Here is a 15,215-nt window from a genome sequence, read left to right on the forward strand (position 1 = left end):
GGCCAGCCTGGATGAGTGTCTCTCATTGGACATGTGAAATCCACCTTTGCTTTACAATTCGAAGACAGGAATTACTTTTATTATTCGCAGAGCTCGTAGGCATCATCCCCAACGAGACCACTAGTACACCCACTATCAGGCCCTTTAGAACCACTACCGTTACTACCTGACCCACCATCCATTTTGAGGGAAACCCACATTAATCAGCTCCCATTCTTTATTAATGCTTGTTTGAATATAGGCGTAAAAGCCATCAGGAACGCCAAAGCCCCTATCGGTTTAATTGGTCGGAAAATTGGGTTTTTTTTTCATGCTACTCTTTTGTTTTTTTTATACAAATTAAGGTTAATAAATAAGTTTTAACCGTAATCCAATAAATGAATAATTGTAATGGTTTCATCTTTCTCATCTACAAGCTTTCGGAAAAGCCTGGGTTTTTTAAATACCTATTTGTCGTGGGTAACCATTTGGGAGATGAGGCCTTTGTCGAAATTGATCAGCTCACCATTGTTTCATCTCTAAAATCGTATGAATTTGTTTTTGGCATTCAAAAAAGATCTCTACTTCCAGTACCTTCCTCCTGATGTTAAATTTTGATTTTATGGTTTAAATAAATATAAATACCTGCTTTTTTTTCTTTTATTCAAATTAAAAAATATCAATCGAAAGAAAAACTATTTTTATGGTTGTTCTAAATAATTTCTTAAAAATAATGATTTATCAATAAATTAATATTAGTCATTCGGTGGAGCGATGTGCCCTTTTAAAAACTGATGCAACATTGCCATGCCCTCCAACGTTTCTAAGAAGGTTTGTCTTGAACAGCAGTGTATTGACCTGTTTATTATCATGATTCGGCCAAGGGGTTTAGTAATGCCACTTTGGCCTTTGCATGCAGCAGAGAGCCTATGTAAAAGAGCTTAGCCACTTAATTAATTACACTTGTGTAGGAGAAATGAGTAACTGGTCCTAATATATACTTGGGGCATTAGCGATGAGAATTAGTCCAGAAATAGACCCTATTAAAGTACCAAATATGTCCTTTGAACGCACACAAGAAAAATTAAAAATACTCGCAGATGCTGCAAAATATGATGTGTCCTGTTCATCCAGCGGCAGCAAGCGAAGCAATGCCAATAAGGGGATTGGTGATGCAACAGGGATGGGGATTTGCCATTCTTATACCGAAGATGGCAGGTGTGTATCTTTGTTGAAAATTTTACTGACCAACCATTGTATTTTTGACTGTGCCTATTGTGTGACAAGAAAAAGCAACGACATCAAAAGGGCGGCATTTCAAGTTCAGGAAGTAGTAGACCTGACCATTAATTTTTACCGTAGAAATTATATTGAAGGATTGTTTTTGAGTTCAGGGATCTTCAAAAGTGCAGACTATACCATGGAGCGATTGGTTGCTGTGGCAAAGAAGTTGAGAACAGAAGAAAAATTCAACGGCTATATTCACCTCAAATCTATACCCGGAGCTTCCGATGAATTGATGAAGGAGGCAGGTCTATATGCCGATAGATTGAGTGTAAACATTGAGATTCCCACCAAAGAAGGCTTGAAATTATTGGCTCCGGAAAAAAATCGTGAAGACTTTATCAAGCCTATGATAAAAGTTAAAAATGAAATCATTCAATACAAATCTGAAAAAAAGCTTATCAAAAGTACGCCTCTATATGCGCCGGGAGGGCAAAGTACTCAAATGATTATTGGAGCCAGTGGAGAAAGCGATCAGCAAATCATGTGGACCTCCAATTATTTTTATAAAAAGTTTGATCTAAAGCGGGTCTATTATTCCGGCTACATACCTATTAGTTATGATTCCCGTTTGCCACAAATTGGTACTGAAGTCCCTATGTTAAGGGAAAACAGGTTGTACCAGACAGATTGGTTGATGCGCTTTTATGGATTTGAAGTGCATGAGATTTTGAATGAGGCCCACCAAAATCTTGATTTAGATGTGGATCCCAAATTGGGGTGGGCACTGAGGAATTTGGAATGCTTTCCAGTGGATGTGAACACTGCTGACCAAGAAATGCTAGCCCGTATTCCTGGGGTAGGAATGAAATCTGTTTATAAAATAATCCAGGCAAGACGGTTTAGAAGGCTTAATTGGGAACATTTACAGCGCATTGGCATAGCTATGAATAGGGCTAAATATTTTCTTGTTTGTGCCTCCCAAGATTTTGAACGCCGGGATTTAACTGGACCTCAACTCAAAACGCTTATTCTTCAAAATTCAACAAGTAAATATCTAAAAACACTAAGCCCGCAAATGAATTTGTTTACGTAAATGTTTAATCTCAAGGAATCCATACTTATATATGACAGCAGCTTTGATGGGTTTTTAACCTGTGTATTTCAGGTTTATGAATTGAAAATGAAACAGGTCATCATCCAAAAAGACAGTGAAGTTCAGGCTTCCTTGTTTGGAAGGCGCAATGAAGTTATCACTGACCAGGCGAAAGCAGACCGGGTGTGGAAAGGACTAGGAAAGAAAACCTCAAGTTCGGGAAGGTTACGCATTTATTACGGATTTTTAAGTGAAAAAAAAGAGGTTGAGAATTTATTGTTGCGGTACATACAGTATGTATTGAATAGCTCTATTCCTGTTGATTCCGATTTTTCCAATCCAGAGGTTTTGGAGCTGAGTAAGATCGCCAAAAGCGTGGGAAGGGAAAAACATCGAATGGAAGCTTTTGTAAGGTTCAGGTTAACCAAGGATAGCTTGTATTTTGCCACAATTGAACCTGATTTTGATGTGCTCCCCTTAATTTCAAAACATTTCAAAAGTAGATATGCGGACCAAAAATGGGTTATTTATGACCTGAAACGAAATTATGGTCTTTATTATGATATGGAAAAGGTTGAAATTATCAATTTGACCTTACCTGAAGATTTTGATGCAACCAATACCTCTTCAGATTATTTTTCTATCGAAGAAATGGAATTTCAAACCTTATGGAAGGATTATTTTGATAGCACGAACATCCCCTCAAGAAAAAATATAAAGTTACATGTTCGTCACGTGCCAAAACGATACTGGAAGTATTTAAGTGAAAAAGGTTAAAGTATGTAAGTATGTAAAGTGGGAATTGCTTTACCCAAATGCGCTAAAATGAATGGCTTTTTCATAAAAGACCTTTAAAATAGGTAAAATTGAGTTTACTCTTCTGTTTTCAAGAAAAGTCTATAGAGATTTTATTTTGGAAAATTTAGCTTATTGTTAAAGGGAAAAGGGAATATTCCTCTTTAGTTATGTCGTCCTAACCAATCACCTTCACATTATGCATCAAGGGTTTGAATTCATGCGCGATAGAAGTTCTGGGAGTGCATCCTTTGCGATGGACCGTCCCATTATTACCGAAATAAATTTTGGCCACGGGGCCCATGCTGCTAACGGGTCCTCAGTAGGTGATTATGTAGGAGTATAATATGAAATTAATAGGTTAGGAGGAGGGATAAATTAATAAAAGTCCGAGCATGATTTAAATAAGGTAGGTTCCTAGATCAAACCTGCCTTCTAAAAAACTTATCGAATTAATGTATTTCACATAGACAATGAATTCGATAGCTATGAACATCACAGATGGACTTTAAAATTTTTTTTTAATCACAAGGCTTAACCCAATTTTATTGGTCTTTTCGATTCTTAATTTTTTCCATTCGCTCTGATATTTGATTAATTCTGAGTGAGTTGTATCGCTTTTTTCTCAGAAATATTGTCCCTCCACTCTATCTGAATGTTTCCGTCTAAATAACTTATAGTGAGCCTATTGGTGTCACCATCCCAGATGAATGTGTCATTGAAGATCTTTTCGGTATGAGGGCCAAATTTCTTATTAAAAAAAGTGATGATGTCTTTGAATCCACTTTCCATATTGGGTAGGTCACGTTTGTTAAATGTCCATCTACATTTATATAACAACCCAGATAAATAAATCAATCTCAAGTCATGTGCTTCTACTCCATTAATAATTCTCAAAGGATGGCCTTGATAAATTCCTTCCTGTATTCCTGCTTCTAAATTTCTTTTAAGGCTTTCTGCTAGAAATGGGTTGTTTTGATAGACTGTTTCTTTTCCAGTTATTAATTGAAGTTGACTTTGTAGGCTTTCAAGTGTAGAACCAAGTTCAAGGCCATTAATACTTTTTACCTTGTCTATTCCTTCTTGCGCCAAAAGCACAGGACTAAAAAGCAATAAGAAATGCCAAAGTATTATTTTTGAAAAGTGCATTGATAAAATATTTATGGTTTTAGCTTTGTATAAAAATTAATCCTTCGAACTTTTATTTGATACTGTCATTTTACTTTAACACAATTTAACGAATAGGGTTTCCTGAATTTTCATAGCCTGTACTGATTTTTTTTCAGGGTAATTCTATCATCTGGCAATAGCTTGTTTATTGTCATATTAGGTTCAATTTGTTAAAGTTTCAACAAGACTGGAGATTCCTTTTATTTGCATACTGTGGCATTAAGAAAAAAGTAAAAAGTTTCTTTTGTTTGGTATTGGTAAATTAAGTGTTTCGGAGAAATATCCAACCGAAATCTACTTAATTTTTTTTTAAAACATAGGTCTAATCGCAATTGACAAGTCTTATTATTACCTAATGCAATTTACTTTTTGCGCTTATTGTAGGCGAGGCACGGGCACAGGTGGAATTGCAGCAGCATAGGATTGCAACCAATTCCAGTTTTCTAATATTGATCGAAAAGGCATACGTTCCAATCAAAACGGGTTGGTATTGTTTATCTTATTAGATGGAGGCTTATCCTATTTATTGCTTACCTGAATAGGCAGGATGTTGGGCTAAAAAAGTGGTAAAGAACAATCCTATTCAAAAGTTTAGGAGGATGCACTCCAAAAGAAACAAAAGCACAATACTACACACAATCCTTCCGTTCATGAAAGCGGAGTTTTTGTCCGTTTTAAACCCCCAACCAGTATTTATTGTCTCAAATCTAATCTTACCCTTAGAATAATATAATACATAAAATTTCGCCAATCAATGACTCACCAAAGGAATGGGCTATTTTTTCACATACATCCGAGATGATTTTCAGAAGTATACCAAGGAACTACGGCATAATAGTAAGTGACCGAGAGAGATTTTTTTATTCCGTTCCTCCTTGTGCTTAGTGAAAAACTCCCCATGGCATGGGCTTATCATTCATTTAGCCCTCCAGGGCCCTCGGTAAGCTCATTATGAAACGTTTTATTCTATTATCAGAACCCACAGAGATGCTTTATAACCAGGGAAAATCTGCCATGACCGACTACCACATCATCGCAGCTATAGTGATAATCCAAGTAGACAAAGCTCGGGAGATTCTTGCCCTAGCAGAGGCTGGGAAAGGAGAGAAACAATTCAACTATAAGGCTGATAATGCGCAGGAATAAAGGATATTCTCCCTTGGACAGTATACCTCACTATAAAAAATATACAAAGGATCAAATCAAAATAGAAAACGCCCCGATGTACATAATCAATCTGAATATCAAACCACTTTTGATACAACTTTTGTAACATTTTCCCGCATAATGTGTGGCTTATCTCTTTAAAATATAATCAGTTAAATTAAATTATACACTGAAAATCAATGTGTTATAATTATGAGTTAGCTCATTAATCAATTATTAATGATTTATTCACCCCTCAAATATAAATTGTCGCAAGATGAAAATAGGTCTTCAACAATTAAAATAAACCTATTGAAATCAATTGATAAATAAACCCAAATTCTTATGAAATTCTTTCTCTTATTTCTATTGGTTTTTCCATATTGCAATTTCTCCTCCAGCGCTCAGCAACAAAGCACTTCTCATATAAGCATCAGGGAATTCAACGTTTTGCCTGAAAATTCAGCAGTTGTAAATACAAGAAACTTACAAAATGCAATTAATTGGGCTTCCGGTTTTGGAGCGGCTTTATACGTGGATCCTTCTGATGAGCCCTATTTAAAAAATTAACTGTTTCTTTGTTTGGTTCACGTATGCGTAATTATGATTCTGAGCATCCCTTTACAGTCCCCAACATTACTCAAAAAAAACTACACAGGCAAAAAGCTTGGATGAAGGGATCAGGGCAGGGGAGAGGTTAACTTGTTTAGACATATCTGATAAAAGTCGATCACAATACAGAATACTTCAGATAAACACAAAGGCTAAAACTTGAAGAGGCAACATTAAATCCTGGCTGATTTGAATGAGCGGGAAATTAAATACATTGAAATGTAGGCTCTAAAAATTAAGCCAAATAGCCCCACAAATAGCCCCCTATTTAAAAATAAAAACCCTAACTCAATGTTTTTTAAACTGTTAGATTTTGGTTCAGCAGAGGAGGAGAGGACGGAGCGTTAAAAAATGCTTCAGTGAAGCATTTTAGCGAGGGGCCAGACAGCAGGGTAGCTCCCGACGACTCAAAAAAAAACAGCCTAGCAATAGGCTAGGCTGTTTGGTGCAGAGGAGGAGGGATTCGAACCCCCGGTACCTCGCGGTACAACGGTTTTCAAGACCGCCGCATTCGACCACTCTGCCACTCCTCTAGTTGGGTCTGATGCTTTAATAAATCTTGCTAAATCATTGAATTTTTGCAAGCCTTTTGTTCTTTGATTGTTGTTCACCTCTCTTTTGATGTGAATCGGAAGGCAAATGTAGCCCTAATTTTAATGAATACAAGTGCTGACGGGTGAAATTTTTTGAGATTAGTGCTAATTTTTTGAAAGTGAAGGACTTGTTTTTTTTGATGCCTTTTTATTCAATGCTTTTTGGAGGCTTACATTGATTTCATAGCCTACCAAAACAATAATCGAAGTGATCCAAAGCCATAGCATCAATGCCAACATCGTCCCTATGGAACCATACAATTTATTGTAACTGGCAAAATTGGTTAGGTAATAGGAGAAAATGAAAAATCCTAGGGTAATTAATAATCCCGACACCACAGATCCCGTAGAGAAAAACTTCCATTTCTTGCTTACTGCAGGTGCAAATCTAAAGATATAGGCATTGGTGATGGTAAAGAGCATCAGCAAAACAAAAAACCTAAAAAAGGCCAGAAGGTAATAACTGATGTTGCTGGAGACAAACTCATACTCAGAGATTTTAAATAGTAATTCGCTTCCTAATACCATGATAAGTACAGCCCCGCAGACACTAAGGATCAATACCAAGACAATGCTTACCGAAATCAGCCGCGTTTGAAAAAAGCCCCTGTTCTCTCTTGTCCGGTAAACTGCATTGAAGGCGTTCATCATGGAAATGACCCCATTTGTGGAAAGGTACAAGGCAAAGACAAATCCCAGAGAAAGCATTCCCTGCCTTGGCTTGCTAATGATGTCCATAATGGTAGGGGCAGCTTCATTGTAAATACTTTCGGGTAAAATGTCACTGACAAAAATAAGGATGTTAGCAGTAGTTACATCATGTAAAAAAAACTGAATAAAGGGAATCATGTTCAGTAAAAAAAGTAGCATTGGAAATAGGGCAACAGTGAAACTGAAAGCCATAGCACTCGCCCTTTCAAAGACATCATCCTTTTGCAAATGATGTAAGAAGATTTTTCCTACATCGTATAGATTTTGGTCAGGATTGCCAAAATGAATAGGCTTAAGAAGGACCGCCTTATTGGTTAACCTCTCTAAAAGTATGTTGAGTCTTGCTTTCACTCTTTAGTTTGAAAATAGGGTTGCAATAGCTCCATAAACCTTGCAGGAGGCCTACAGGGTCTGTGTGATGTCGTTTTTAAAAAGGTGAGCAAAGTCTCGCCTTGATGTATCAATACCTGACTCTCATTGAATATCTCATAATGAAAACGTATACGTACACCTGGCATTTCCTTTATACTGGTTTTTATGGTCAAATTTTCATCGTACCTGCCTGGCAAAAGAAACTTGCTGTGGTTTTCCAAAACGGGCATCATAACACCACTATCTTCCATTTCTCGATACGAGTAGCCAACACTGCGAAGTGCTTCAACGCGTCCTACTTCATAATAGGCAGCATAATTGCCATAATAAACATAACCCATTTGGTCAGTTTCTGCATACCTTACCCTAATCTGATGTTCTTTAATAAACATTTATTTAAAAATTTTTGCTGCGTTTAATGCATTTTGATAACGTCTGGCATTGACCATATGGTCCCTAAGATTGGTAGCAAAAGAATGATAGCCTGAAAAATCCTCTTTGGCACAAAAATACAAATAGTTGTGGGTTTGATAATTTAAGATTGCATTTAGAGAACTTATTTCCGGTAAAGTAATTGGCCCCGGAGGCAAGCCTGCGTATTTGTAGGTATTGTAAGGGCTTTCCACCTCTTTATGTACATTAAGTACCCTTTTTATGGTGAAATCTCTCAAAGCGAATAACAATGTAGGATCAGCCTGCAAAGGGATGCCTCTCTCTAGCCTATTGATATAAACGCCGGCGACTATCGGGCGCTCGTCAGCTTTATTGGTTTCTGATTGGACGATGGATGCCAGGGTGGCCACTTCAAGCGGGGTCATCTGAATGGCCTTTGCTTTGGCCAATCGTTCGTCTGTCCAATACCTTTTATATTCCTTGTACATTCGCTCAAACAACTCAGGAGGGCTGAGTGTCCAGTAAACTTCGTAGGTATTGGGAATAAACATGGCCATAATGGTTTGGCTGTTAAAACCATATTTCGCTATTAGGCTGTCATCCTCAATTAAGGCTAGAAAAGATTCTTTATCCATCGCTAGATTGTTGGTGATTTTCTCAGCCAGTTCTTCCTTTAGCCTGATATTGTTAAAGGTGATGTTCACCGGTGTTTGTTTGCCGGAGCGCAATAGGGCAACCAGTTGCCTGTTGCTAAGGTTGGGCTGAATGATGTAATGGCCCGGCTTAACGCCACCATCGGAATAATTCATTACTTTGGCAACAAAGCTAAAGGTAACCACTTCGTTGATGATGTCTTCTTCAAGTAATTTATCACGAACTTGAGAGAAAGTGCTGCCCTTAGGTATGTTTAATACGGCAGCCTCTTCACTGTAGATCAATATATTGGGAGAGAAGAAGGCCTGGTAAAAATAAAAGCTAAGGGAAGTCAGAAGCACCGAGAAAGCGACTACCCCTACCAAAATGTATTTCTTTTTTTTGTTTGTAAGCATTGTGATTATTGACTATCCGACATTAAAAGGCCAAAAAGTGGCCTAATCTGAGGTTTATTTAACGACACAAATATACTATATAAATCAGCCACTTGTTTTTTATGGAAAATAAAATAAGCTTAAAATTGATAGTTGGCTTTTAATTTGTACTATAATTACCTTAATTTAACGATAATTATAAACAGCATATTGGCCTGTCCAAAGCTAAATTGATAAAGTAAATATGGCGGCTGTATTCATAAAGTTGTATCCGGAAAACCCTGACCCTAGAAAAATCAGTCAGGTAATAGATGTCCTGCAGAAAGGCGGTGTAATTATTTACCCAACAGATACTGTGTACGGAATGGGCTGTGATATATTTAACCAAAAAGCCATAGAAAGGATTGGTCTGATCAAAGGTGTTAAACCACAGAAGGAACATTTTTCGTTTATATGTTATGACCTCAGCAATATTTCTGAGTATACCAGGTCCTTGAGTACTCCGGTATTTAAATTAATGAAAAAGGCACTTCCCGGGCCTTTCACCTTTATTTTGGCAGCCAATAATAAAGTGCCTAAATTACTCAATAGTAAGAAGAAAACGGTAGGAATTAGAGTGCCTGATCACAGCATTCCAAGGCTACTTGTAAAAGAGCTTGGGCAGCCCATTTTAACCACCTCTATTCGGGATGAGGATGATGTAATTGAGTACAGTACTGATCCTGAGCTCATTTATGAGAAATACAAAGACCTAGTAGATGTAGTAATTGACGGCGGTTATGGAAACAATGTTGCCTCAACCGTTGTTGATTGTTCAGGTGATCAAATAGAAGTTCTAAGGGAAGGATTAGGAGAGATTTCTGAAATAATTTGATAATTTCTTCGTTTCCTTTGCCTGTAGCCTTTCTTGGGACTAACTTTCGAAAAATAGAGAAAGATGACCAAGGAAAGTAAGGTATTGACAACCGATTTGCTGTATTTGCCACAGTTGGCATACTTCACCGCAGTAAATGGTGCCGATAAAATCCAAGTATATGCCGACGCTAAACTTAGCAGGCAATCCTATGTAAATAAGGCTGATGTGCTTCTAGCAAATAAAAGGGAAACCTTAATTGTACCAGTGCATGGATTAAGAAAAAAGCTTGAAATCAAAGAGGTGAAAATAGATTACCATCAAAAATGGTTGAATGTTCACCTAAGAGGAATAAAGAGTGCTTATGGGAAATCCCCGTTTTTTGAGTATTTTTATGATGACTTAGAGCAAATCTATTTGCGCAAGCCCCAGTTTTTGATAGATTTAAATTTGGATTTACTGACACTTTGTCTTGAATTTTTACGATGGAATGTCAGTTTGGTAGTTAAGGAAAGTGAAGGCAAAGGCGACCAAGGCAATGATTTAAGAGGCTTTTTTCACCCTAAGTCATTGATGAGTAGTGATATGGTTTATAAGCCACATCCTTACATGCAAATTTTTGGCGCAGACTTTGTTCCTAACTTGTCAATCGTGGATTTGTTGTTTTGCGAGGGACCAGCAGCTAATGAAGTTTTGAACCTTTCCCGAAAGTAATTGAACAATTAGTGAAAAAGTTGTGTTTAAAAACAAATTCACTTGTATTAAATTGAGATTTGAAACATTACCATAAGAGATATATATAATGGAAGCAAAATTTTCAAACAGAGTAAAAGAGGTGATCTCTCTTAGCCGCGAAGAAGCTTTGCGCTTGGGGCATGATTACATCGGTACAGAACACCTCTTGTTAGGAATGATTCGTGAGGGTGAAGGTGTGGCTGTTTCCATTCTAAAGAAGTTGGGTGTTCCGTTGGACGAGTTGAGGAATGCAGTGGAGCGAGCGGTTAAGGGTACAGCCAACCATAATGTCAAAAATTTAGCCAATATACCCTTGACCAGGCAGTCTGAGAAGGTGTTGAAAATCACCTATTTGGAAGCTAAAATCTTCAAAAGCCAACTTATAGGAACGGAGCATTTATTGCTTTCAATTTTAAGGGATGAAGACAATATAGCAACACAGATCCTCCAGAAATTTGATGCAACATACGATACGGTTAAAGAGATGTTAGAATTTCAAACCGATCAGACCCCAAGATCAGGTACTGAGGCGGATGATCCAGACGAAGAAGGATCAAAATTATTTGGAGCATCAGGCAGCTCCTCTGGGAGCGCTAAAGGAACTACAGAGAAATCCCGAACTCCAGTTTTGGATAACTTTGGTAGAGACCTTACCCGTATGGCCGAAGAGGATAAACTTGATCCCATCATAGGTAGAGAAAAAGAAATAGAAAGGGTAGCGCAAATTCTTTCCAGAAGAAAGAAAAATAACCCTATCCTCATAGGTGAACCAGGTGTGGGTAAAACAGCCATTGCTGAAGGTTTGGCCCTTCGGATTATCCAGAAAAAAGTGTCACGGGTATTGTTCAATAAAAGGGTAGTTACACTGGATCTTGCCTCCTTAGTGGCAGGTACTAAATATAGAGGTCAATTTGAGGAACGAATGAAAGCCGTGATGAACGAGCTGGAAAAATCCCCAAGTGTCATCTTGTTTATTGATGAGTTACACACGATCGTTGGAGCTGGTGGAGCAAGTGGTTCATTGGATGCTTCTAACATGTTCAAGCCTGCGCTTGCAAGAGGAGAAATTCAATGTATAGGTGCCACTACTTTGGACGAATACAGACAGTATATCGAAAAAGATGGTGCGTTGGCTAGAAGGTTTCAAATGGTAATGGTAGATGCTACCTCCACTGAAGAAACAATACAAATTCTTGAGAACATCAAGGACAAATACGAGGACCACCACAATGTAACTTATACTCCAGAAGCCATTAATGCATGTGTTAACCTTTCGGATAGGTACATCTCTGATCGCTTTCTTCCAGATAAAGCCATCGATATTTTAGATGAAGCTGGAGCAAGGGTGCATATTAAAAATATCCACGTTCCTGAAAACATCCTGGAACTTGAAGACGAGGTTGAAAAAATCAAAGTTGAGAAAAATAGGGTGGTTAAAAGCCAAAAGTATGAGGAGGCTGCCCAGCTGAGAGATAAGGAGAAAAAACTTCTTGAACAATTGGAAAATGCAAAAGCCAAGTGGGAAGAAGAAAGCAAGACTAAGCGCTATGCTGTAGAAGAAGACAATGTGGCGGAGGTTATTGCGATGATGACAGGCATACCTGCTCGGAGAATTGCCCAGAATGAAGGAGCGAAGTTGCTTAATATGGGGGAAGAACTGAAAGGGAAAGTAGTTGGTCAGGATGACGCCATTAAAAAGCTTACCAAGGCCATTCAAAGAACCAGGGTTGGATTGAAAGATCCTAAAAAACCAATAGGCTCTTTTGTATTCCTTGGACCTACAGGTGTTGGAAAAACAGAGCTTGCCAAAATGTTGGCGACTTATTTGTTTGATAAAGACGATTCCCTTGTAAGAATTGACATGTCTGAATACATGGAGAAATTTAGTGTTTCTCGTTTAGTAGGAGCACCTCCAGGCTATGTAGGATATGAAGAGGGGGGGCAATTGACTGAAAAAGTCAGAAGAAAACCCTACTCCGTTGTTCTTTTGGATGAAATTGAAAAGGCACACCCAGATGTGTTCAATATCCTCTTGCAGGTGCTGGATGATGGCGTGTTAACGGACGGACTTGGTAGAAGAGTAGATTTTAGAAATACCATCATTATCATGACATCTAATATAGGTGTTAGAGATCTTAAAGATTTCGGTGCTGGGATAGGTTTTGCTTCGAAGGCCAAGGAAGAGAATATGGACGAAGTAATGAAGTCCACTATTCAAAATGCCCTTAAAAAGGCATTCAGTCCTGAGTTTTTGAATAGATTGGATGATGTGGTTATCTTTAATTCTTTGAATAAAGAGCATATCCACAAAATCATAGACATCAGTTTAAAGAAGCTGTTTGCTAGAATTACTGATCTGGGTTATACCATTGAACTTTCTGATAAAGCAAAAGATTTTCTTTCTGAAAAGGGCTATGACAAGCAATATGGAGCCAGACCTTTGAACAGAGCAATTCAGAAATACCTTGAAGATGCCCTGGCGGAGGAAATTCTAAAAGGAGAATTGTCTGAAGGAGACGTTATCCTTGCAGATTACTCTGGAGAGGGAGACGAGCTTGAGATTAAAGTAAATAAAAAAGAGAAAGCGGATTAAGTTCAGTTTTTGTATAGCTTAATAATTTAAGGACAGTGATTATCACTGTCCTTTTTTAGTGCGCCGTGCATGACAACCAACTAGGTGGTGAAAGTCCACTGTGGGGGTTTGTAATCGCCAACCACTAGCCAAGAGCAAGGGTGTCCACCGTGAGGTGGAATCTGAAGGAAGCTGGAGGCAAATCTCCGCCCCGAGGAACACGAACCGTATCAGGCATAATCGGTGGGATGAGACTACTAAACAAGTCGAAGTCCAAAGATTACACGGACATCGGGATGTAAATGTGGCGGGGACATGGAGTGAAAGTGGGTAGTTTTACCACGGGAGGTCTCATGGACGTGTGGAAACAGTGTAAGAAACACGGAGTAAAGCTTGCCATGAGAAGTCAGCCGAAGCCATAGTACCCGATGACGACACAGCCGGGGAAGGGCTGAACTTTAAGAAGTGAGCAGTGAATGAATGTTACTGTATGAAAGGAAGAAAGCAGAAAATCTCGGAAAAAGAGACCTGCCCACAGAAGAACAGGACGGAATCCAAAGGCTATGTGGGAGGGCAGACTTTTATGCGGATAACTGAAAACAACCTCACGGACAATAACCGATTAGAATATGGAATGTTGGAGTTCATCCTGTCGCCTTCCAACCTGAACGCAGCCTACAAGCAGGTAAAGCGTAATAAAGGTTCAGCAGGAGTGGACAAGATGGAGCTCGAATCCCTAAAGGATTATCTTGTCGAGAACAGGAAAGAACTGATAACATCCCTATTGCGGGGTAAATACCGCCCCAACCCTGTTCGCAGGGTAGAGATACCCAAGGACAATGGGCAGAAAAGGCAACTGGGAATCCCCACGGTAGTGGATAGGGTAACCCAACAGGCCATTGCCCAAATACTCATACCGCTATATGAACCCCAATTCAGTTCATACAGTTACGGGTTCAGGCCAAGGCGGAATGCTCACCAGGCACTAAAGAAATGCAGGGAGTACATCACGGAGGGCTATGATTATGCGGTCGACATGGACTTGGAAAAGTTCTTCGACAAAGTAAACCACAGCAAACTGATAGAAATACTCTCCCGCACTATCAAGGACGGAAGGGTAGTATCTTTGATAAACAAATACCTGAACGCCGGGGTGCAGGTGGGTACCAGCTATGAGGCCAGTGAAAAGGGCGTTCCCCAAGGAGGGCCGCTAAGCCCATTGTTGGGCAATATTATGCTTAACGAACTGGACAGTGAGCTGGAACATAGGGGACACAGGTTCGTTCGCTATGCCGATGACATGGTCATTCTGTGCAGGAGCAAACGAAGCGCAGAGCGGGTAATGAATTCGATTATCCTGTTTATAGAGGATAAATTGTTCCTGAAAGTAAATAGGGGAAAAAGCCAAACGGTACCGATATCCAAGGTAAAATTTCTTGGGTACTCCTTCTACAAAAGGAAAGGGGAAGGTAGATTGCGGATACACCCAAAAAGTGTATCGAAGATGAAAGCCAAACTTAAAGAGCTGACATCCCGCAGCAATGGCTGGGGAAATGACCGCAGGAAGGAAGCACTCCGCCAGTACATCACTGGTTGGGTAAACTACTTCAAACTGGCAGACATGCATAATCTTTTGGTAAAGATAGACGAATGGTACAGGAGACGGATCAGAATGGTAATATGGAAACAATGGAAACGAATAAGAACCAGACTGGCAAATCTTATCAAGCTTGGAGTGAAGAAATCCAAAGCTTGGGAGTGGGCAAACACAAGAAAAGGCTACTGGCACATTGCCAATAGTTTTATACTTAGCACCACACTTACAACGGATAGACTTAGACAAGCAGGTTATGTATTCCTGACGGATTACTATCGAAAGGTTAGAGTTAAAACTTAAAGAACCGCCCTGTACCGAACGGTACGCAGGGTGGTGTGA

At 39.0% G+C, this 15,215-nt stretch carries 14 protein-coding genes and 1 tRNA gene; 10 read left to right on the plus strand and 5 right to left on the minus strand.

Features of this window, described 5'->3' with window-relative positions; genetic code table 11:
- Nucleotides 1-377: 377 nt before the first annotated feature.
- The 4 genes from AAC073_RS02570 to AAC073_RS02585 all read left to right on the plus strand — a co-directional run bounded on the left by AAC073_RS02570 (nt 378) and on the right by AAC073_RS02585 (nt 3,440).
- Nucleotides 378-584 carry a hypothetical protein gene (locus tag AAC073_RS02570; protein ID WP_339922273.1) on the plus strand — a complete coding sequence of 69 codons (207 nt, stop codon included), beginning with the start codon at nt 378-380 and terminating at the stop codon, nt 582-584.
- 452 nt (nt 585-1,036) lie between these two features.
- A complete protein-coding gene (locus tag AAC073_RS02575; RefSeq protein ID WP_339922564.1) occupies nt 1,037-2,299 on the plus strand; it encodes a putative DNA modification/repair radical SAM protein in 1,263 nt (420 codons plus the stop codon).
- Entirely contained in the window at nt 2,300-3,076 is a 777-nt protein-coding gene (locus AAC073_RS02580) for a TIGR03915 family putative DNA repair protein (RefSeq protein ID WP_339922274.1), read from the plus strand.
- 238 nt (nt 3,077-3,314) lie between these two features.
- Entirely contained in the window at nt 3,315-3,440 is a 126-nt protein-coding gene (locus tag AAC073_RS02585) for a hypothetical protein (RefSeq protein WP_339922275.1), read from the plus strand.
- 248 nt (nt 3,441-3,688) lie between these two features.
- Here AAC073_RS02585 and AAC073_RS02590 read toward each other — a convergent pair whose 3' ends face one another.
- Nucleotides 3,689-4,243, minus strand: coding sequence for a hypothetical protein (locus AAC073_RS02590; protein ID WP_339922276.1), 555 nt, complete (start codon nt 4,241-4,243; stop codon nt 3,689-3,691).
- A gap of 972 nt (nt 4,244-5,215) precedes the next feature.
- On the opposite strand from AAC073_RS02590, the gene AAC073_RS02595 reads away from it, so the two are divergent.
- Together AAC073_RS02595 and AAC073_RS02600 are read left to right on the plus strand one after the other, a co-directional pair.
- Entirely contained in the window at nt 5,216-5,410 is a 195-nt protein-coding gene (locus AAC073_RS02595; protein ID WP_339922277.1) for a hypothetical protein, read from the plus strand.
- Nucleotides 5,411-5,755: 345 nt separating this feature from the next.
- Nucleotides 5,756-5,980: a hypothetical protein gene (locus AAC073_RS02600; protein WP_339922278.1), complete on the plus strand. Its 225-nt coding sequence runs from the start codon at nt 5,756-5,758 to the stop codon at nt 5,978-5,980.
- Between the two features lie 490 nt (nt 5,981-6,470).
- Here the strand turns inward: AAC073_RS02600 and AAC073_RS02605 are convergent.
- From AAC073_RS02605 to mltG, 4 genes are all read right to left on the minus strand, one after another.
- Nucleotides 6,471-6,555: transfer RNA gene (locus tag AAC073_RS02605), tRNA-Ser, on the minus strand.
- 165 nt (nt 6,556-6,720) lie between these two features.
- Nucleotides 6,721-7,677, minus strand: a complete 957-nt coding sequence (locus AAC073_RS02610; protein WP_339922279.1) for a YihY/virulence factor BrkB family protein — start codon at nt 7,675-7,677, stop codon at nt 6,721-6,723.
- Entirely contained in the window at nt 7,674-8,090 is a 417-nt protein-coding gene (locus AAC073_RS02615; protein ID WP_339922280.1) for a thioesterase family protein, read from the minus strand. Before AAC073_RS02615 ends, AAC073_RS02610 begins: the two co-directional genes overlap by 4 nt.
- The gene (gene mltG, locus AAC073_RS02620; RefSeq protein ID WP_339922281.1) at nt 8,091-9,140 is read right to left on the minus strand and encodes an endolytic transglycosylase MltG; all 1,050 of its coding nucleotides are present in this window, start codon (nt 9,138-9,140) and stop codon (nt 8,091-8,093) included. It abuts the gene before it with no gap.
- A gap of 223 nt (nt 9,141-9,363) precedes the next feature.
- Here mltG and AAC073_RS02625 point away from each other — a divergent pair, with 223 nt between their 5' ends.
- From AAC073_RS02625 to ltrA, 4 genes are all read left to right on the plus strand, one after another.
- Nucleotides 9,364-9,993 carry an L-threonylcarbamoyladenylate synthase gene (locus AAC073_RS02625; RefSeq protein ID WP_339922282.1) on the plus strand — a complete coding sequence of 210 codons (630 nt, stop codon included), beginning with the start codon at nt 9,364-9,366 and terminating at the stop codon, nt 9,991-9,993.
- A 63-nt stretch (nt 9,994-10,056) separates the two neighbouring features.
- Nucleotides 10,057-10,686 carry a WbqC family protein gene (locus AAC073_RS02630; RefSeq protein WP_339922283.1) on the plus strand — a complete coding sequence of 210 codons (630 nt, stop codon included), beginning with the start codon at nt 10,057-10,059 and terminating at the stop codon, nt 10,684-10,686.
- 88 nt (nt 10,687-10,774) lie between these two features.
- On the plus strand, nt 10,775-13,300 hold the full coding sequence (locus AAC073_RS02635; protein ID WP_339922284.1) for an ATP-dependent Clp protease ATP-binding subunit: 2,526 nt from the start codon (nt 10,775-10,777) through the stop codon (nt 13,298-13,300).
- 469 nt (nt 13,301-13,769) lie between these two features.
- Nucleotides 13,770-15,176: a group II intron reverse transcriptase/maturase gene (gene ltrA, locus AAC073_RS02640; RefSeq protein WP_339922285.1), complete on the plus strand. Its 1,407-nt coding sequence runs from the start codon at nt 13,770-13,772 to the stop codon at nt 15,174-15,176.
- The last annotated feature ends 39 nt before the right edge of the window (nt 15,177-15,215 follow it).

Origin of the sequence: uncultured Cyclobacterium sp. (genome assembly GCF_963977555.1) — a bacterium.
Lineage (GTDB): Bacteria > Bacteroidota > Bacteroidia > Cytophagales > Cyclobacteriaceae > Cyclobacterium.